The 18,202-nt window shown below is 58.5% G+C and carries 20 protein-coding genes; 14 read left to right on the top strand and 6 right to left on the bottom strand.

What is annotated here, in order from left to right; all coding sequences use genetic code 11:
* Positions 1–22 precede the first annotated feature (22 nt).
* On the top strand, positions 23–1,984 hold the full coding sequence (locus tag ACODTZ_RS05390; RefSeq protein ID WP_489024298.1) for a pyridoxamine 5'-phosphate oxidase family protein: 1,962 nt from the start codon (positions 23–25) through the stop codon (positions 1,982–1,984).
* A gap of 67 nt (positions 1,985–2,051) precedes the next feature.
* On the opposite strand, the gene ACODTZ_RS05385 is transcribed toward ACODTZ_RS05390, so the two are convergent.
* Positions 2,052–2,756 (bottom strand): aspartate/glutamate racemase family protein, encoded by a 705-nt coding sequence (locus ACODTZ_RS05385; RefSeq protein ID WP_489024296.1) that lies wholly within the window; start codon positions 2,754–2,756, stop codon positions 2,052–2,054.
* Positions 2,757–2,948: 192 nt separating this feature from the next.
* Between ACODTZ_RS05385 and flgD the strand changes: the two genes are divergently transcribed.
* From flgD to ACODTZ_RS05370, 3 genes are all read left to right on the top strand, one after another.
* Entirely contained in the window at positions 2,949–3,383 is a 435-nt protein-coding gene (flgD, locus tag ACODTZ_RS05380) for a flagellar hook assembly protein FlgD (RefSeq protein WP_489024294.1), read from the top strand.
* Between the two features lie 233 nt (positions 3,384–3,616).
* Positions 3,617–4,075 (top strand): DUF6130 family protein, encoded by a 459-nt coding sequence (locus tag ACODTZ_RS05375; RefSeq protein WP_489024293.1) that lies wholly within the window; start codon positions 3,617–3,619, stop codon positions 4,073–4,075.
* 170 nt (positions 4,076–4,245) lie between these two features.
* Positions 4,246–5,058: a DJ-1/PfpI family protein gene (locus ACODTZ_RS05370; protein WP_489024291.1), complete on the top strand. Its 813-nt coding sequence runs from the start codon at positions 4,246–4,248 to the stop codon at positions 5,056–5,058.
* Positions 5,059–5,173: 115 nt separating this feature from the next.
* On the opposite strand, the gene ACODTZ_RS05365 is transcribed toward ACODTZ_RS05370, so the two are convergent.
* The gene (locus ACODTZ_RS05365; RefSeq protein ID WP_489024290.1) at positions 5,174–5,722 is read right to left on the bottom strand and encodes a nuclear transport factor 2 family protein; all 549 of its coding nucleotides are present in this window, start codon (positions 5,720–5,722) and stop codon (positions 5,174–5,176) included.
* A gap of 250 nt (positions 5,723–5,972) precedes the next feature.
* On the opposite strand from ACODTZ_RS05365, the gene ACODTZ_RS05360 reads away from it, so the two are divergent.
* The 7 genes from ACODTZ_RS05360 (at position 5,973) to ACODTZ_RS05330 (ending at position 11,050) form a co-directional block, all read left to right on the top strand.
* Entirely contained in the window at positions 5,973–6,563 is a 591-nt protein-coding gene (locus ACODTZ_RS05360; protein WP_047511292.1) for a TetR/AcrR family transcriptional regulator, read from the top strand.
* 71 nt (positions 6,564–6,634) lie between these two features.
* Positions 6,635–7,264, top strand: coding sequence for a hypothetical protein (locus ACODTZ_RS05355; RefSeq protein ID WP_489024288.1), 630 nt, complete (start codon positions 6,635–6,637; stop codon positions 7,262–7,264).
* A 93-nt stretch (positions 7,265–7,357) separates the two neighbouring features.
* Entirely contained in the window at positions 7,358–8,206 is an 849-nt protein-coding gene (locus ACODTZ_RS05350) for a cytochrome b/b6 domain-containing protein (protein ID WP_489024286.1), read from the top strand.
* Positions 8,203–8,979, top strand: coding sequence for a molybdopterin-binding protein (locus ACODTZ_RS05345; protein WP_489024285.1), 777 nt, complete (start codon positions 8,203–8,205; stop codon positions 8,977–8,979). Before ACODTZ_RS05350 ends, ACODTZ_RS05345 begins: the two co-directional genes overlap by 4 nt.
* A 135-nt stretch (positions 8,980–9,114) precedes the next feature.
* A complete protein-coding gene (locus tag ACODTZ_RS05340; protein ID WP_489024283.1) occupies positions 9,115–9,378 on the top strand; it encodes a hypothetical protein in 264 nt (87 codons plus the stop codon).
* Between the two features lie 47 nt (positions 9,379–9,425).
* On the top strand, positions 9,426–9,998 hold the full coding sequence (locus ACODTZ_RS05335) for a DUF308 domain-containing protein (RefSeq protein ID WP_489024281.1): 573 nt from the start codon (positions 9,426–9,428) through the stop codon (positions 9,996–9,998).
* Positions 9,999–10,138: 140 nt separating this feature from the next.
* A complete protein-coding gene (locus tag ACODTZ_RS05330) occupies positions 10,139–11,050 on the top strand; it encodes a LysR family transcriptional regulator (RefSeq protein ID WP_489024279.1) in 912 nt (303 codons plus the stop codon).
* A 150-nt stretch (positions 11,051–11,200) separates the two neighbouring features.
* On the opposite strand, the gene ACODTZ_RS05325 is transcribed toward ACODTZ_RS05330, so the two are convergent.
* The 3 genes from ACODTZ_RS05325 to ACODTZ_RS05315 form a co-directional block, all read right to left on the bottom strand.
* Positions 11,201–12,394 (bottom strand): MFS transporter, encoded by a 1,194-nt coding sequence (locus ACODTZ_RS05325; RefSeq protein WP_489024278.1) that lies wholly within the window; start codon positions 12,392–12,394, stop codon positions 11,201–11,203.
* Positions 12,395–12,483: 89 nt separating this feature from the next.
* Positions 12,484–13,902 (bottom strand): NAD-dependent succinate-semialdehyde dehydrogenase, encoded by a 1,419-nt coding sequence (locus tag ACODTZ_RS05320; protein ID WP_489024276.1) that lies wholly within the window; start codon positions 13,900–13,902, stop codon positions 12,484–12,486.
* A gap of 69 nt (positions 13,903–13,971) precedes the next feature.
* A complete protein-coding gene (locus ACODTZ_RS05315) occupies positions 13,972–14,226 on the bottom strand; it encodes an Atu4866 domain-containing protein (RefSeq protein ID WP_489024274.1) in 255 nt (84 codons plus the stop codon).
* Between the two features lie 105 nt (positions 14,227–14,331).
* Here ACODTZ_RS05315 and ACODTZ_RS05310 point away from each other — a divergent pair, with 105 nt between their 5' ends.
* Positions 14,332–15,249, top strand: coding sequence for a LysR family transcriptional regulator (locus tag ACODTZ_RS05310; protein WP_489024273.1), 918 nt, complete (start codon positions 14,332–14,334; stop codon positions 15,247–15,249).
* Between the two features lie 64 nt (positions 15,250–15,313).
* On the opposite strand, the gene ACODTZ_RS05305 is transcribed toward ACODTZ_RS05310, so the two are convergent.
* On the bottom strand, positions 15,314–15,943 hold the full coding sequence (locus tag ACODTZ_RS05305; RefSeq protein ID WP_489024271.1) for a TetR/AcrR family transcriptional regulator: 630 nt from the start codon (positions 15,941–15,943) through the stop codon (positions 15,314–15,316).
* 69 nt (positions 15,944–16,012) lie between these two features.
* Here ACODTZ_RS05305 and ACODTZ_RS05300 point away from each other — a divergent pair, with 69 nt between their 5' ends.
* On the top strand, positions 16,013–16,975 hold the full coding sequence (locus ACODTZ_RS05300) for an alpha/beta hydrolase (protein WP_489024269.1): 963 nt from the start codon (positions 16,013–16,015) through the stop codon (positions 16,973–16,975).
* A gap of 169 nt (positions 16,976–17,144) precedes the next feature.
* Positions 17,145–18,104, top strand: coding sequence for an alpha/beta hydrolase (locus ACODTZ_RS05295; protein WP_489024267.1), 960 nt, complete (start codon positions 17,145–17,147; stop codon positions 18,102–18,104).
* Positions 18,105–18,202: the final 98 nt, after the last annotated feature.

Here is an 18,202-nt window from a genome sequence, read left to right as displayed (position 1 = left end):
CGTTTCAAGAAGGACACCAGACATGGATATGGAAATCCGTCGGTTCATCGAGAACTCGACGCTCCTTTTCATCGCGTCGCGCAATGCCGAAGGTGCGATGGACGTTTCGCCGCGAGGTGGGCAGCCTGGTGTCCTGACGGTTGCCGAGGACGGGACCCTTTTGTTGCCCGACTACAATGGCAATCGCAGGCTCGACACGATCAGCAACATCCTCGCCAACCCTCGTGTTGCGCTCATCATCGTGAACCGGGGATGTGGCCGCTTCCTGCGTGTCGCGGCGGATGCGGAGGTCTCGTTTCTTGCGGAACACCTCGCGCGGTTCCCAGCTGATGGGAACCCGCCGATCAGCGTGCTTGTGTTGACGCCGACCTCGCTCGAATTCGCTCAAACCCCGGCTTTCGACCAGGCTGGCTTCTGGATCGATCCAGCGCGGCGCTTGCCGCCGCTCGATCTGGGCGCTGTCATTGATGGAGACAAGGCGGCGCAGGCTGCGAGGGGAGCTTCTCCTGTGCCGAGAAGCGAGGCTGAGGAACGGGATCTGCAGGACGCCGGTGTGCGTGAAGTCTATGGCCCTCCAATGGAGGGCGTCGACCAGAAGGTTGGCGGGTTCGCGGGTCCTGGCGCGCTGCAATTCATGGAGAATGCAGTTCTGACCGTTTATGCCCGGGAAGGCGAAAATGCGGAGATCGCACTCGACATTACCGCTGAAGCGCCGCTTGCCGCCATCCCGTTCGACAATAGGCACGCCTACCGCCTTCGCCTTCCCAATGGCACCGCTGCCGTAGCCGACGGGGAATGCGCGCTCCTGACGATGATACCGGGACAGAACGAACTGCTCCGGATCAACGGGCGTTCGGAATCGGAACCGAACGCGCTGAAGATCTCGCCGCGGGAAGTCTACTTTCACTGCTCCGCGGCGTTGTCGCGCTCGCGTGTCTGGCAACAGGACCGCCGCAGTTTTTGGTCCGGCAAGCGCCGGTTCCGATGCGCGGAACGGCACCGCGAAAGCCCTGATGTCACGTCGTTCGTCCTTGAGCCCTGCGACCAAGCGCCGATCGGCCCCGTTCTTCCCGGACAGTACGTTACGGTCTCCGTGCCGGGTGCATCTGGCGCTCTTCGACAGCGTTCGTATTCCGTGTCGCGCCAACCCGACGGGAAAAGCCTGCGCATCTCGGTGCGCCGTGTCGGAAGAGGCGGGGTATCGGACCTTCTTCACGATACAATCCAACCGGGAATGGAGCTGCGCGTGGGCGTCCCTGCCGGGCGCTTCGTGCTGTCGAGTTCGCCAGGGCGCCGGATCGTACTGATCAGTGCCGGCGTTGGCATTACGCCTCTTCTTCCGATGCTGGAGCAAATTGTGTCGGAAGACAGTGGCCGAGAGGTATGGTTCATTCACGCCGCCCGCGATGCGACCACCCATCTTTTCGAAAGGGAGGCTCAAGCCATCGCGGCACGAGCGAGAAAAGGCGGCGTCAGGCTGTTCACCTGCTATTCGCGCCCCCAGAAGGAAGATCACTGCGACTTCGTCGGTCGGATCGACAGCGATATGCTCGCTCGGACGCTGCCGGTGGATGAGGCCGACTTCTATATCTGCGGTCCCGACATCTTCATGACGTCGCTTCGCGATGGGCTGGTCGCACGCGGGGCAGAACCGCTATCCATTCGCTACGAAGCCTTTGAAGCGGCGTCGGGCGGGACGCTCGATCTTGCTGGCAAGGATACGGTCAGTGGCAGTACGGTTACCTTCGCCAGATCGGGCAAGTCGGCATCATGGTCACCGAGTGATGGTACGCTGCTCGACCTTGCGCTCAAGAACGATATCGAGGTTGCGTATTCCTGTCGCCTCGGGGACTGCCAGTCCTGCGTTCAAAAAGTGATCAGCGGGGTCGTTGACCATGTCGGCGACGAGATGCCGCTGCTTTCTCTCAACCAGGCTCTCTTGTGTCTCGCAGTGCCGCGGGGAAATCTCGAGTTGGATTGTTGACCTTGGCTGGTCACGAGGGCGCAGGACTTCGGCAAGTCACGTCTTCGACACTAGCTTTGACTCGTGTCTATGACGGGACCTGGTCATCGAGGGCCATTGCGAGGGCCACATCGCAATGGATCAGGGTCGTGTCAAATACCGGCACAGACACATTCCCCTGGTTAAGAAGCATGCCGACTTCCGTGCAGCCGAGGATCAGGCAATCGGCGCCTCGATCGACAAGACGTTGGGCGATGGCGACATAGGCCTCTTCGCTCTGCTTGGCAACAACATCGCAGCAAAGCTCTTCGTAGATGATCCGGTGCGTTTCGCTTCGATCGCGCGTTTCCGGTATGATCGCCGTAACACCGGCAGCAACCAGCCTGTCGGTGTAGAAGGACTGCTCCATTGTGAATGCGGTCGCCATCAGTCCCGGGCTGCGCAGACCCTCCAGCTTGATGCGTGATGCGGTGGCGTCGGCGATATGCAGCAAGGGGATCGACACGCCGTGCATCATCTGCTCGGCAAGCTTGTGCATGGTGTTGGTTGCCAAGACAATGAAATCCGCGCCGGCGCGCTCAAGGGCTTTGGCTTCTCTGTTCAAAATCTCGCCGGCTTCTTCCCATTTTCCAGCGACCTGCAGGGCCTCGATCCGTGCGAAATCCAGGGAACGTATGAGCAATTCCGGAGAGTGCAGGCCTCCCAGGATTTGTCGGGTTCGATTGCAGAGTTCTCGATAATAGATCTGCGTTGAAGCGGCGGACATACCGCCGAGAATTCCGATTGTCTTCATGTCTGCCGCCGGTCTGTTTCGCTTTCGTACTAACCGTGAAGGGACGCAAATTCAACAGTCAGCTGTTTCCGATTGACGATAAACCTACTAGAAGGTAGGCGTATGTCAACGGTTCGGGGGAACCTCTGCAGGACCGTTTTCAAGGGACGTGCACAATCGCCCCGCAATGCCCGGTCACAGAAAGGACGTCGCATGACGAGCTCTCTCGATAGTCTCACTGCCTCCACAGCAACTGCTTCCAACACCAATGTCCAGCATAAGACGACAGCAGATTATGACGATTTCTTGCAGCTCCTCATCGCGCAGCTGAAAAATCAGGACCCCACCGATCCTGTCGATGCCAGTGAGCAGCTCGCTCAATTGGCGACCTTTTCCCAAGTGGAACAGAGCATCCAGACAAACAAGAAGCTCGATGCTCTGCTTGCTGGCTCTAACCTGACACAGGCGGGCGGATATGTTGGCAAATATATTGAGAGCGCCGACGGATCTGTCAAAGGCACTATCGCATCTGTCAAAATCTATTCCGATGGCATCATTGCGACGACATCGGAAGGTGGCAACATATTGATTCAGCCAGGCATCAGCCTTTCCGACGCTCCGCCGGCAACCGCACGCGACGCAGGGTAAGGCATTCAATGCTCGATCAGCGCCGGGGCCACGTTGATAGGGGTCCCACGCCAGCCAGAGCGGCCACTGCTCGCGGTCTACATCGCATTGGAAGCGCTGCGACAATTTGCACCATGAAAGTCGATTTACATATACCTACTAGTTGGTAGATATATGTGGCCATGCTGTTAAACGCTTCAGCTGATTGCGAGTGTTTGCGGACATGGAACGATCAACCAATCAGGAAGACGAAATTGAAGATATCAGCCTCCGCCACGCTGCTTGCCGTTTGCCTCATGGCTATCTCCACCGCACACGCCGCGGATCACAATCAGATGATGGTTGCAAAGACCACGACTGCCTCACCTCAGGCCGGGGAGGAGGCTAGCCCGAAGCTGATCGTCTCCTCGCCCGACGCAGCGATCCTCAAGGATGGCTATGTCTATCTGCCCTTCCGCGTCGAAAACATGATGATCCTTCCCATCTACACGGAAATCGCGGGCGCGGAGGCCACGAAGCTGAAGCCGACGATCGGTCATATTCATGTCATGGTCGATGGCGCCGGATGGAAATGGATTCACGCCTCGACGGACCCAATCTATTTCGGACAATTGCCGCCAGGCGCCCACAAGGTGGAGCTCGAGCTCGTCAATGCCGCCCACAGCGTGATTGAAGTGCAAACGATAGATGTGGTCGTGCCTGAAAGGGGATAGTTGCACGCGGCAGTGCGCGCTGCCCGCGCGCCGGCCGTGCCTACGACGCTTCTCCCTGGCGGACGGCCCGTGAGTATGGGTTTGCCAATGGCGCTTCGGGCCGTCCGTCCATCAATCTCCGCGATCCGGAAACATCGGGTCTTGGGCGCCTGTAATCAAGGAAGATGACCATGAGCGACTTCAGCCGCCGCGACATTCTCGCGCTTGCCGCGAGCGTGGGTGCCGCCAGCGCTTTTTCGATCCCGGCTTCCGCCCAGCAGGGACCGGGACCCGCAGTTCACCAGATGCCAATCCCCGCTGATGCGCCACGCATCACCATGCTTGTCCATCCACGCATGGTCATGCAGGATCTCGTCGGACCCATGACAGTATTTGATATCCTGCGATGCCGGATCGATCTTGTCTGGAAGGACAGGATGCCCGTTTCGACCGAGCTCGGCATCCCGGTTACCCCGACCAAGACATTTGCCGAGGCCGACGAGGCGCCGGACGTGCTGTTTGTCCCCGGCGGGCTGCTAGGGACGATCGATTGCATGAACGATCCGGAGGTCATGGACTTTCTTCGCCAACGGGGAGAGAAAGCCAAATGGGTTACAGCCATCTGTACGGGTGTCCTGACCCTTGCGGCGACAGGATTGTTGAAGGACTACGACGCGACGGCGAACTGGGTACATGCCGACTTGTTGCCGCTGATGGGGGCAAGGCGGGTCAACAGGCGCGTCGTGAAGGACCGAAACCGGATGACTGGGGCAGGCGTGACCGCCGGTCTCGACTTTGGGCTTGCCCTTGCCGCCGAACTTCGCGGTGAGGACGCAGCGCGGCGCGTTCAGCTTGTTCTCGAATATGCACCAGAGCCGCCCTTTGATGGCGGCACGCCGGAGAAGGAGCCGGAGCGAGCTGCCGCGTTGCGTGCGCGTACGCCCATGATGCGCCAACAGATAGAGCAGGCTGCGGAGGCTGCCGGCAAACGCCTCGGTATCTAGGCGATCATCCAGACTGGGTGGCGGTGGTGAGGATGCGAGCGGCAGTCAGCTTGTGGCTGCCACCGCCATCAGAAACGCTCGCGCCGCGAACCTTCGCGGGCGCGGCGAGCCCGGCCTACTTTTCTCCATCCCGGGCGAAGTACAACTCGTCCAGACTGGTGCGCAACAACGTCTGGTGAGCCCGCGAACCATCAACTGGAAGAAGGGTTCGCCGCGCTACCCGCCAGCGGCCGCCGATGCGATGGAGTTCCCAGCGATTAACAACGGCTCGATGGATACGATATCCGGTCGAGGTGCCATGATTTGGCAGATCGCGCGGCTCACCACCGTGATCAAGATGCACGATCTGGAGATAAGAGGTCACGATCGCGCTGTCACCCCGCAAGTCGATCAGTGGCAGGCCCGCGAAATGCGCCAAGCCTGCGGCAATGGCCTCATGATGCTCGGGGCGTTCGATAAACGCGGCAATGTCTTTTGCGCCGCGTGCGCCATCGAGTGTGGGGCCACGGTCGAATAGACCGTCTTCCTCGTAGACGGAAAGCGTGTACTCGGAATGCCCGGTATCGGCGCTCGGCGGATGGGACGCTATAAGCTCATAAATCGCGAGCTTGTCCTCCACGATGCGCAGTCGGCCTTCAAGGCTGTTGTCTTCCGCTCTGGTCATGTTGTGCTCTCTGGGGGACGTGTCGGACGCTGCCGGCGCAGCCACAATAGCCTTTTAACTACCTTCTAGTCGGATGGCAACGATGGGTCGGTTGCCCGTTTTCGATGGATACGGAGGAAGGTCAGCGACGCTGGCTGGAAAGTTGGAGCCCAGGCTGATAACTGGATCTTATGATCGGCTTTCCGAGCATCGGACAAAATAAATAGCATTGGCGATTGACAGTCTCCCTACTAGAAGGTAGGCATAATGCATGAGCAACTTATCGACGACTTCGGACGACATTCTCGCTTCTGCGCGCAACCTCATCATGAGCGGCGGCTACAATGGTTTCAGCTATGCTGATATCGCTGAAGTCGTTGGAATCCGCAAGGCAAGCATTCATCACCATTTTCCGACCAAGTCAGACTTGGTTCGAAAGCTGCTTCTGCGTTATCGCGAGGATGCGCAGGCGGGCGTCGAGGCACTGGAACGGAATGTCCCGGAGCCACGGGAGATCTTGAAGATCTACGCGGATCACTGGGCCGGATGCATTGAGGACGCAAGCAGGCCCTTCTGCGTCTGCGCCATGCTTGCAAGCGAGCTACCTTCGCTTCCCCCGGAAGTTGCCACCGAGGTTACTGCTTTCTTTCGCTTCCTGTCACAGTGGCTGACCTCGGTGATGGTGCGGGGCGCCCAAGCGGGTACCTTGAACCTGACGAGCGCCCCGGATGTGGAGGCGGAAGCTTTCCTGGCCTGCGTTCATGGAGCGATGCTCTCGGCGCGGGCCTATAGGCAGCCTGCCGTGTTCGCGACTGTGCTCGCGCCCACGTTGGAGCGTCTGTCGAGAACCACCGTTCAATAATCGCCTGGGGCGGTGTCTCGCCCCAGGTAAAACCGCGCCTTGTTCACCTATCAACTAGTAGGAAGATTATCATGATAAAGAACTTCACACCCGCTTTGGCTCTGGTGCTCTCCAGCCTTTCATTGGCAACGATGGTCGCCTTGCCTGTTCATGCCGAAGACGCCAAGGGCAATCGCATCAATGTCAGAGGTAGCGTTGTTTCCTTTGGCGGCTCCAAGCTGACCGTGAAGACCCGCGAAGGTGAGACCCTCGATGTTGCTCTCGCTGACGGCTGGCAGGTTTCGGCTGTGGCGAATGCGAAGATCGAGGACATCAAGCCGGGTGACTTCGTCGGCATTGCGTCGCTGCCCAAGAAAGATGGCGGCGATGGCGCGCTCGAAGTCCTCATCTTCCCGCCGGCGCTTAAGGGTGCGGGCGAGGGTAGCTATGGCTGGGACCTGAAGCCTGAGAGCAGCATGACGAATGCGACTGTCGCCGATGCCGTCAAAGGTGTCGATGGCCGCACAGTGACCGTCGCCTACAAGGGCAAGGAGAAGAAGATCTCGATCCCTGACGGTACGCCGGTTGTCACCCTTGCGCCTGCGACGAAGGACGACCTCGTTCCGGGCGCCGTTGTCTTCGTGCCGGCCGAGAAGGCTTCTACCGGCACTGTCGCCCATCAGCTCGTCGTTGGAAAGAATGGCGTGGTCCCGCCAATGTGACCATGTCTGTCGCCGGTCGGCTGGACCGCCCCTTCCGGTTCGACCGGCGACGATCCTCCAGAAAATCCGCCTCTTTAAGGAGCAAGGCCGGACATGAATGCCACCAACGACAACGTCCAGTATCCCCGGACGATATTCATCCGCCGCCACTCGCTTCTGACGCGTATTACACACTGGCTGAACGTCGTCTGCCTGAGTTTTCTCCTGCTGAGCGGCCTGCAGATATTCAACGCCCATCCCGAGCTCTACTGGGGCCCTTATGGCGCCGATGGCGATCCAGCCGTTCTTACCATTGGGTCTGCGGGAAATGGCGCCGATGCACATGGCTTCGTACGCGCTGCGGGTCTGGAGGTTTCGACCACCGGTGTGCTCGGGATTTCCAATATCGATGGCCAGCCGACGGCAAGGGCATTTCCCGCCTGGGCGACCATTCCCTCGTTTCAGGACCTCGCGGCAGGGCGTCGCTGGCACTTCTTCTTCGCTTGGCTGTTTCTTATCAATGGCCTCGTCTATGCAGGTTTTGGGATACTGAACGGACACTTCAGGCGGGACCTTGCGCCGAAAGTGCGCGAGCTATCTCCCCGTCATCTCTGGCACGAGATCCTTGATCATGCGCGCCTGCGCTTCCCGAAGGGAGAGGAAGCCAAACGCTACAATGCATTGCAGAAGCTGACTTATCTTGCCGTGATCGCGGTCCTGCTTCCGCTGATGATACTGACCGGCCTGACGATGTCGCCCGGCGTAGACGCTGCCTTTCCCTGGCTCGTCGATGTCTTTGGAGGACGACAGTCAGCGCGGACGATCCACTTCGTGACGGCGTCGCTGCTGGTGCTGTTTGTCGTCGTCCATGTCGCGATGGTCGTGCTGTCAGGCACTTGGAACAACATCCGATCGATGGTGACCGGCCGCTACGCGATCAAGGAAACAGGACCGAACCCATGAACCGTTTTCTCACCCGCCGCCGCTTCCTGATCGGCAGTACGCTTGGTGCCAGTGCGCTCACCCTTTCGGGATGCGACCTCTTCGACCAGAACGACAAGGTTGCCGGCGTTATCCGTTCGGCCGAGACGCTGACGATGAAAGCGCAGCGCCTGCTGCAGGGGCGCGATGCCTTGGCGCGCGAGTTCAGCGAGGCGGATATCTCGCCGTCCTTCCGGGTCAATGGCACGAGCTCGCCCGATAGCGAGGAATATGCAGAACTCCTTGAGGGTCGGTTCGCAAAATGGCGGCTCACGATCGATGGCCTCGTGGAAAGGCCGCTCCAGATTTCGCTCGACGACTTGAAGAAACTGCCGGCTCGCACGCAGGTTACTCGTCACGACTGTGTTGAGGGCTGGAGCGCGATCGGCAAGTGGACGGGTGTTTCCCTGGGAACGTTGCTCAAGACTGTCGGGCTTCGGCCGAACGCGCGATTTGCCGTCTTCCATTGCGCCGACGAACTGGAAAAGACGCTCGACGGAAGCGGTCGCTATTACGAGAGCATCGACCTTGTCGATGCGTTTCATCCACAAACCATCCTCGCCTATCAAATGAACGGCAAGGACCTCACCGTCGGCCACGGGGCTCCGCTGCGCCTGCGGGTCGAGCGGCACCTCGGTTACAAGCATGCCAAATACGTCATGCGTATCGAGATCGTCGACAGTTTCGACAGTCTGTGGGGTGGTAATGGCGGCTTCTGGGAGGATCGCGGGTACGAGTGGTACGCGGGAATCTAGACGAGTGATCGCCGATCTCGAATTGGCGCGCTCCAACGTGAATGTCCGGTGCCCGGATCCTGATTTCTGACCGGTCGCCTTGCAGGTGAATGCCCTTAGCAAAGCCGCAAAGGAGATTTCATGACCAGACGAAGAGTGAACAGGATCCAGCCAATATCGGCGACGGCGCCTCCAAGCCCCGTCAGTGCCTGTCAGACAAACTCTATCCTCACAGATCCCGATGGTCGCTGGGTTGCGGCCCGGCAGTCGGCCATCACCGCAGGCCTGGAGCAGCGGCTACAGCAGGCGAAAGCTGAGCGCCAAAGCGAAATGGCGCCCCGATTTTCAGGGGAAAATGATCGCATCGGAAAACAGGCGGACGACGAAAAACGCTTCGGCGATCGCGTCTTCTACATCTGACCGCGTCTTGGACAGACGTTCCAAGCGCAGGAAAAGGAAAGTTCAAAATGAGCAACAAGACATCGAGCACCATCAGCAGCAATGAATTCTGGCTGAAACGCTACTATTTCGCACGAGCAGCCTTCTCCATCGTGTGGGTCATCGCGGCGCTTGCCGTCGGCCGGCAGTCCCCGGGCGTCGCTGCTTTTCTGCTGATCATCTATCCTGCCTGGGACGCGGCGGCGAACTTCGTTGATGCGGGGCGAAATGGCGGACTGGCCGACAATCGCAGCCAAGCCTTCAATTTCTGGGTCAGCTCGCTCATGACCGTGATCGTGATGTTCGCCCTCACGATGAGCATGAACTGGGTTCTGGCCGTCTTCGGGCTGTGGGCGATCTTCTCGGGCCTGCTCCAGCTCAGCGCTGCCGTGCGCCGCTGGAAGACCAATGGCGGGCAGTGGGTCATGATCCTGAGCGGTGGCCAATCGGCGGTCGCAGGCATCTTCTTCGTTCTACAAGCGCGCATGCCCGACGAGCCGTCGATTGCAAACGTCGCCGGATATGCGGGGCTCGGAGCATTCTACTTCCTCGTTTCCGCCATCTGGCTCAGCGTCAGCCATGTACGCGCGGCGAAAGCCTGAGCCGCTTGCCGTCTCCCTCCCACGGCCGTCGGCCGGAAAGATGACCTCTCGTATCGAGAGGTCATCTGTTCTTCCTCCAATCGACAACTGAAAGGCTCCCGCTTGATGGCCCGCGCAGGCCATACCGGATGAAACACCACATGGATCAGATCCAGGCGATGCGCGCCTTCCTAAGAGTTGTCGAAACCGGAAGCTTCACACGCGCGGCGTATGCACTGACAATGCCGAAGGCGACAGTCAGCAACTCGATCCGGAATCTCGAAAGCCACTTAAGCACGAAGCTCATCAACCGAACGACACGGCGGCTCACCGTGACCATGGACGGCGCGCTCTACTACGAGCGTGCGTCCCGCATCATAGCCGAACTCGACGAGTTGGACGCCAGCCTGCTGACGTCCAACATGACGCCGAGCGGTCGCCTTCGCATCGAAATGGCGGGCGCGTTCGCAACCTCGTTGCTCGTGCCGGCATTAGAGGGGTTCTATGAAAAATATCCGGACCTGCACATCGATCTCGGTGTGAGTGCGGGCGATACCGATTATGTCGCCGAGAATGTCGATTGCGCGCTGACCGTCGGGAACCCCTCAAACCCATCCCTGATAGCCAGACGTGTCGGTGAGCTTGATTTCGTCACATGCGCCTCGCCCGGCTATATCGACCAGTTTGGCGCGCCGCGACATCCGGATGATATCGCGGCTGGGCACCGCGCAATCGGCTATTTTCGTTCGCACACGAAGCCATCCGCCACCTTCAGGTTCATCCGAGGTGAAACTGTCATCGACATCGCGCCCGGCTACCTGTTCTCGGTCAACGATAGCCGGACCTTCATAGAGGCACTCACCTCAGGGCTAGGCATTGGCCAGACACCGAACTTTACGGCACGCAAGGCAATTGCAAGTGGCGAACTGGTGAATGTCCTGCCGGAATGGTCTGGTGCAAGCATCCCTCTCTACATCGTCTATCCGCCGAACCGGCATCTCGGTAACAAGGTGAGGGTATTTGTCGATTGGCTCGTGAAGCTGTTGGCGACGGCGAAATTGAACGAATTTTGAGATCACCAAATGTTTTCAACAAGGCCTGATTGCGTCTGCCCGTCGGGATGAGGCGCAGTCCGGCTCGCCTTCAGCGATACTGCGCCCCTCGTGAGGCCTTGAAGCAACGGCGCGGAAATGCTGGCGAGCAGGTTCCCGCTTTCGTGACGCTCAGATGTGCGGAGCAGATGGTCTTTTCGAGGCGGACAGGTTGAGTATCGAAACCAGCAGCGCGAAGACGCTGAAGGCAAGCAACTGACCGCTTACGAACGGCCAGCCGCCAGCGCTCCAGGCCCAAACGCCACAGTAGGATCCAATCGCGCCGCCGATGAAGAAACAGACCATGAAGACGGAATTGATGCGACTATGGGCAGTTTCGTCAAGCTTGTAGATTTGTGCTAGGTTATTGACCTGAGTTGCCTGCACGCCGATGTCCAGAAGGAGCGTCGCCGCGATAAGCGCGATCGTCGAGTTTTGCCACCACTGGCCACACAGAACTCCGAGAATCATCAGGAAGATCGTCAGTGTCTGCATTCGTTCAGGACTACTGCGATCCGCCAGCCTGCCGAAGAACGGGGCGAAAAGAGTTCCTGCAATCGCGACGAAACCAAATAGACCAATCTGGCTACTGTCGAAGGAAAACGGTGCCATGCTCAGATGGAATGTCAGCGTGGTCCAGAATGAACAGAAGGCACCGAAAATCAGAGCGCCGAGCAAGGAAAGTCTTCGAAGTTTCGCAAATCGGAAGAATTGTGAGAGCGTCGATGCCATGAGGTCGCCATAGCTGCCTTGATGCTTGCCGGGTTGGCTTGGAAATGCAGCAAGGATGAGTAGGCTCACACCAAAAACGAGTGCGGCCGACACGATATAGACAGAGCGCCAACCCAACCAGTCCGCCAGATATCCACTGGCTATTCGCGATACGAGAATGCCGGTCAACGTGCCGGTGAACACAGTTCCAACGATCTTGCCCTTTGTTTCGGCGGTCGCCATCGAGGCCGCCATCGGGACAACGATCTGGACCGCGACCGCGAAGACGCCGATCGCGAAACTTGCGGCGTAGACCGTTACCAAGGTGTCGGCGACCGACATGCCGAGCAATGCGCATACGAGAAGAAGCTCAAGGCAGATGACCAGCTTTTTTCTGTCAAGCATGTCGCCCAGCGGCGCCAGGAACAGGAGACCCATGCCGACGCCCACCTGGGTCAGCACCGGAAGGTTTCCGATCTGCGCATCCGTTGCTCCCAGTGTATCGCTGATCTTGGACAGGATCGGTTGGCAGTAATAGACGTTCGCGATTGTGATAGCGGTTGTTACCGCCATGGCGAAGACGCGCCATCTCTGCGGATCTGCTTTCGCATTCATGATTTGTTTGTCCTGGGGGAGATTAAGAAGGTAACGTTTCCGGATCGATGGGGAAACGGCGGCTGTGCCGCCATTTCCAATCGGAAAGTTTAGCGATCGAGGCTCGCCATCAGAACGTATTTGACTTCGACATATTCCTCGATGCCGTAGTAACTGCCTTCGCGGCCAAAGCCGGAATGCTTGACACCGCCAAACGGGACCGAGGCGGTTCCGACGGATGGCGAGTTCAGGATGACCATGCCCGCCTCAATGTCGCGCGACAGCCGAAACGCGCGCGCAAGGTCTTTGGTGTAGGCATATGCAACAAGTCCATACTCGGAATTGTTGGCACGCTTGACGACCTCGTCCTCGCTGTCAAACCGGTAGATCGGAAAAACCGGTCCAAAAATTTCGGTGCGAGCGACTTTCATGTCGTCCGTGACGTCAGCGAGAATAGTCGGTTCATAGAACAAACCGCCCTTGGCGTGAGGCTTGCCGCCGAGAACGGCAAGCGCACCCGCCGCCTTGGCCTCTTCGACGAGGTTCGCAACTTTGTCGAAGCCGATCTTGTTGACCAAGGGGCCGACAACGAAATCGTCTTGAAGGCCCTGATCGACTCGAATTTTGGCCACACGTTCCGCAACAGCGGCAACGAACTTGTCATAGATGCTGCTGTGGACGTAAATTCGGTTCGGCGAGATGCAGACCTGCCCGGAGTTGCGCAGCTTCGCGGACACAATGCCGGCGACTGCGTCGTCGAAATGAGCGTCATCGAAGACAATGAATGGCGCATTGCCACCCAGCTCGAGCGTCATCTTTTTCAGGTTCTTTCCGCTTGCCTCCGCAAGCAGCTTGCCGACGGCCGTGGAGCCGGTGAAGGAAATCTTCCGGATGCGATCGTCACCGGTGAAAAGCGGCCCGATTTCCCGAGGGTCGCCTGTCACCATTTCGAAGACGCCTTCGGGAATCCCGGCCTTTCGAGCATATTCGAGCAGCTTGTAGGCCGTGAGCGGCGTCTCCTCCGAAGGCTTGATGATCATCGTGCAGCCGGCGGCAAGCGCGGTTGCAATCTTGCGCGCGATCATCATGAAGGGAAAGTTCCACGGGGTGATCGACGCTGTCGGGCCGGCCGGTTCCTTGAAGACCAACACCGCTGCGTTGTTCGCATGCGATGGGATGGTGTCGCCATAGACCCGCTTTGCCTCTTCGGCATACCATTCGATAAAGCCCAGGCCGTAATCGATCTCGCCCATGGCTTCCGAAAGGCATTTCCCGTTTTCCTTGACCATGATCTCGGCAAAGATGCGCTTGTCGTCGCGCACCAGCTCAAACCAGCGACGAAGAAGATCGCCCCGTTCTTTTGCGAGTTTGCGCGACCAAGCAGGGAAGGCATCACACGTGCGGTCGATCGCCGCCTTGACCTCTTCGACCGAAAAATGAGGGACTTCGCCGACGAGGCTGCCATCCGCAGGATTATATACCTTTATCATCATGCTCTCTCTTTCTGGGGGTACCCGAAATACCGGCAAACAGTCCGTAGACTTTTGCCGGGGTTTGGCAGCCGAGCCTTAGTGTCAGCTCGGCAGAATGGGCCGGCGTTATTCGCGATGAAATCGTATCCCGACGTGATGCAGGACGCCGTCGATGAATTCGCCGTCTGCGGTGAAACCGGTATCGTCCCAATATTCGATATGGTTCCCGGTAATTTCATAGCGCCCCTGGTAAGCGCTCCTCTTGTTGCCGCGTGCTTCGTCGTAGCGACCGTTCGGCAGCAACTCCTGACGAATGTAGCCATCCTCGGTGACCCACATGCCGACGAAGGAGTGCAGGGCGTTGTCGTCTGTTGTGCGCATATCCGATCCTTTCTGTTGACCGAAATATGCGCCACGCGATAAGGAATATCCAATATATCAAAAGTTTTTTGTGATATCTTTTGTGTATCGATTGAGGAAGGTCAGATGGAGCTGAGGCACCTGCGCTATTTCATTGCGGTCGCGGAAGAGGGCAATTTCCGCCGTGCCGCGGAGAGGGTGGGAATTGCTCAGCCGCCGCTGAGCAGTCAGATCAAGGATCTGGAGGAGGAGATCGGGGTACCATTGTTCCACAGGCTCCCAAGGGGGGCATCGCTCACCGAGGCAGGCGAGGCATTCTTGGCGGAGGTCTATGTAATCTTTGGACAGCTCGACTATGCGAAGAAGATGGCTTTGCGTGGCGCGGCCGGTGAGTTCGGACGGCTGCGGATCGGCTTTACCGGCTCGGCCGCGTTCAATGAGGCAGTCCCGAAGATCATAAGATCGTTTCGGCGTGCCTATCCGAAGGTCGAAGTCACGCTCGCCGAGCTCAACACGTTGCAACTGCTCGAGCAATTGAGGCGCCGATCGATCGATGCCGTGTTCATCCGGCCAGGCCCGACGGCACCTGAAGGCCTGACGGTGACCTACCTCGCCGAGGATGCGATGATGGTCGTGCTCCCCTCCGGCCACCGTCTCGCATCCGAATATGCGATTCCGCTTAGCGCTCTGAAAAACGAACCTCTGGTCTTGCACTCCCGTAGTCTTGGGCCTGATCTTTATGACGAGGTCATCGATGCCTGCCGGCGGGCGGGCTTCGAGCCGGTGATTGGACAGGTCTCCCCTCAGATCACTTCGATTGCGAACCTGGTGGCAGTCGAACTTGGTGTTTCCATCGTTCCAGCTCCCTTGTCCAACATCAACGTGCCAGGCGTGGTTTTCCTGCCGATCATAGGCGACGCGCCGCGAGCTCGACTTGCACTGGCGACCCATCCTGATGATCATTCCGTCGTCACGCGTAACTTTCGCGAGCAGCTGAAGGGAGTTGCCAGGGGCCAAGCCAGCCCCCGCGGAAATACATCATGAAGGTGTACGCTCCCGGATGCAGTGGCGCGCGCGAAGCGGTCTTTGTTCCGGCGGCTTCTACAACCTAATCGGCGTGAACCTTCGCACGAAGGGCTTCAAGGGACGCCGCTGCCAGATCCGCGCTTGCGATCAAAGCATCTCTCGACATCCCGTCTCGGGCTTGCACCGACAGTCCGTGAACTATCGCGGCCACGAAACGCGCCCAAACGTCGCAATCGACATCGGCTTTGACCTGTCCATCCTCTACGCCTCGCTGAAGGCGGGCGCGTACCTGTTCAATACTCTGTGTTCGAAGTTGCTTGCCGAACTCACTTAGAGGTTCTTCTCTATCGCCAGATGGAGCTGTCGTAATCATGCATCCCGGATTGTAGTCGCTGCTGGAAAAAACCAGCGCCGCGTCGTGGATAAGCCGAGCCACTGCCCACACCGCGTCCTTCTCCTCCGCCAGAGCCTTGGTGCCGAACCCCCCGACCGTCGTCTGATAGAGCTCCATGGCCTCGCGGTAGAGAGCGTCCTTTGAGCCAAAGGCGGCATATAGGCTCTGTGCCGATATGCCCATCCGCTCGGTGAGCAGGGGGATGGACGCAAGATCGTATCCACGAGCCCAGAACACTTCCATCGCGCGCATAAGCACGTCATCTCGATTAAAGGCCGCAGGTCGTCCCCGCCGTCGGCTATTTTTCACATCGGTCATTGTTGTAATTAGCTCCGCAATGCTTTATTGGAGTGATCGTTGTGATAAAAATAGCAGGAGATTACATCTGTGACCACTCTTAATCTCGTCGACCGCGAACAGCGGCAGCTCATGGATGGGATGTTGTCGTTTGATCCCAAACTGCATGGCATTGCGGATTTCCGATCGTTGATGGAGGGATTGGGCTCGCTCTTGACGCCCGAGCCCGTCGACTATGAGTTGCGCCAGGCTCCCCGGTTGGATGGCGAAGGTACCATTCGCGTTCTTTTTCATCGGCCTCAGAACGGCGACGCTCTAAAGCCGGCCATCCTCTATCTACACGGTGGCGGAATGGTTGCCGGTTCGCCGGAATTGATGGCAGGGAGCCATCTGAAACTTGCATCCGATCTCGACGCAGTTGTCGCTGCCCCAGGCTATCGTCTGGCGCCAGAGTTTCCGTTTCCGAGCGGCCTCGAAGATTGCTACTCAGTCCTGAAGTGGTTGCATGCCAATGCTGCCGAACTGAAGATTGATCCAAACCGCATCGCTGTAATGGGTGATAGCGGAGGCGGTGGCCTTGCTGCCGCGCTAGCGCTCCTCGCGCGTGATCGCAAAGAAATACCGCTATGCGCTCAGATCCTGCTCTATCCCATGCTCGATATGAGAACTGGCACCGAGGAAGCACCCTTTGACGATCCGCTGACCGGTGAGTTCGTGGTCAATCGTCCTTTGACTGCTTTTTCATGGAACGCGGTAAAGGGTTCTCTCAATCGCGACAGCGATCAGGTGGGTTACCTTTCGCCTGCGCTGGCGGAGGACTTGCATGGGTTGCCGCCAGCCATAGTTGTGACCGGCGCGCTGGATCTGTTCCGAGAAGAGGATGTATCCTACGCTCAGCGGCTCTTGCGTAGCGGTGTCCCCACCGACCTGTTTGTCTACGCGCGTGCCGTGCACGGCTTCGACATGTTGGCTAGCGCGCTAGCAACCCAGGCGCGAACGAACCTCATCGCAAGCATCACACAGGTTCTGAAGTCACAGGCCTCCGCGTATTGAGACCGGTCGCAATGCATTGCGACCGCCTGCCGTAAGCGACCCTGATGGGCCCAACAAACGGGCTCATCACATCAGCCTGGCGCCGACACATCTTCATCCTCCCTGCCATCGTCTCGCGTGTGCGCTTCGATGTTGCACGATTTCGAAACCTCAAAAGGACCCCCATTCCATGAGCACGCTTCACCTTGTTGCTCCAGCTTACCGCGACGCCGCAACAGTCATTCCGATCTTCGACTACGACACGCAGCCGCTGGAGGAAATCCGAGGACACCTGCTCAAAGCCTATGAAGGTGCGTACGGTGCTCCTGATAGCGTCGATTTTGAGGTGAAATTCATCGAGCGCGACGGTGAAAACGCGGTTCGAGCGCTTCTCTTTCGACCCGCCGGCGGTGATGTGCGCGGCGCTATCCTGCATGTGCACGGCGGCGGCTGGATCGCAGGTTCAGCAGACATGTTTGCTCCCTTCTGCGCTGAACTTGCCAATCGGCACAATATCGTCGTTCTATCTGTCGACTATCGTCGCGCGCCTGAAGTCGGTGGTCACGTCGCTCTCGATGAAAGCGTGGCCGCTCTTGGTTGGCTGCATCGCGAGGCGGCAAACCTGGGCTTTGAATCACGATTTATCGCCGTTATGGGCGATAGCGCCGGCGGTAGCCTTTCGGCGGGCGTTGCGTTGCGAGCGCGAGATGCTTCTCTCCCACTCAAGGCTCAGTTTCTGATTTATCCGGCGCTAGATGATCGCCTGGTTAGTTCCGATGGCCCTCCAGCCAATGCTTACGCCGGAGAATTTGTTCTGTCGCTGGCTTACCTGCGACAGGTATGGGCCGCGCGCTTGAAAGATGCGTCGCCCGAAAGCTTGCCCTACCTTGCCGCCGCACGCACGCAGGACCTCTCGAACCTGGCGCCGGCATTCATCGCCGTCGGCAGCATTGACGTCGTGGCTGATGATGCGATCGACTACGCGAAGCGTCTGATTCATGCGGGCGTGCCGACCGAGTTGCATGTCTATGACGGCGTATTCCACGCTTTCGATCTCGTGCCGGGGCCCGAAACAGAAGCCTTCAAAGCAGACTTTTTAGAGCGGTCGAGAAGTTTCTCGAATAGTCCTTGTCGTTTTTCTGCGTCTTGACATGCACCGCCGATGACGACGGAGCTTTCGACCCCGGTTCGTCTGAAACCGTTTCGCATGAGCCGTTTTTTAAACTAGACCTGCAAGACGAGAAAAAT

The sequence above is a fragment of the Rhizobium sp. FG113 genome (assembly GCF_057809895.1).
This window is presented reverse-complemented; position numbering and strand designations above follow the sequence as displayed.

Coding starts and splice junctions, on each gene's coding strand:
- ACODTZ_RS05355 (WP_489024288.1), top strand. CDS start 6,635: ATGATAAAGAACTTCACACCCGCTTTGGCTCTGGTGCTCTCCAGCCTT.
- ACODTZ_RS05305 (WP_489024271.1), bottom strand. CDS start 15,943: ATGACCGATGTGAAAAATAGCCGACGGCGGGGACGACCTGCGGCCTTT.
- ACODTZ_RS05310 (WP_489024273.1), top strand. CDS start 14,332: ATGGAGCTGAGGCACCTGCGCTATTTCATTGCGGTCGCGGAAGAGGGC.
- ACODTZ_RS05315 (WP_489024274.1), bottom strand. CDS start 14,226: ATGCGCACAACAGACGACAACGCCCTGCACTCCTTCGTCGGCATGTGG.
- ACODTZ_RS05295 (WP_489024267.1), top strand. CDS start 17,145: ATGAGCACGCTTCACCTTGTTGCTCCAGCTTACCGCGACGCCGCAACA.
- ACODTZ_RS05365 (WP_489024290.1), bottom strand. CDS start 5,722: ATGACCAGAGCGGAAGACAACAGCCTTGAAGGCCGACTGCGCATCGTG.
- ACODTZ_RS05390 (WP_489024298.1), top strand. CDS start 23: ATGGATATGGAAATCCGTCGGTTCATCGAGAACTCGACGCTCCTTTTC.
- ACODTZ_RS05330 (WP_489024279.1), top strand. CDS start 10,139: ATGGATCAGATCCAGGCGATGCGCGCCTTCCTAAGAGTTGTCGAAACC.
- ACODTZ_RS05335 (WP_489024281.1), top strand. CDS start 9,426: ATGAGCAACAAGACATCGAGCACCATCAGCAGCAATGAATTCTGGCTG.
- flgD (WP_489024294.1), top strand. CDS start 2,949: ATGACGAGCTCTCTCGATAGTCTCACTGCCTCCACAGCAACTGCTTCC.
- ACODTZ_RS05345 (WP_489024285.1), top strand. CDS start 8,203: ATGAACCGTTTTCTCACCCGCCGCCGCTTCCTGATCGGCAGTACGCTT.
- ACODTZ_RS05325 (WP_489024278.1), bottom strand. CDS start 12,394: ATGAATGCGAAAGCAGATCCGCAGAGATGGCGCGTCTTCGCCATGGCG.
- ACODTZ_RS05385 (WP_489024296.1), bottom strand. CDS start 2,756: ATGAAGACAATCGGAATTCTCGGCGGTATGTCCGCCGCTTCAACGCAG.
- ACODTZ_RS05370 (WP_489024291.1), top strand. CDS start 4,246: ATGAGCGACTTCAGCCGCCGCGACATTCTCGCGCTTGCCGCGAGCGTG.
- ACODTZ_RS05350 (WP_489024286.1), top strand. CDS start 7,358: ATGAATGCCACCAACGACAACGTCCAGTATCCCCGGACGATATTCATC.
- ACODTZ_RS05360 (WP_047511292.1), top strand. CDS start 5,973: ATGAGCAACTTATCGACGACTTCGGACGACATTCTCGCTTCTGCGCGC.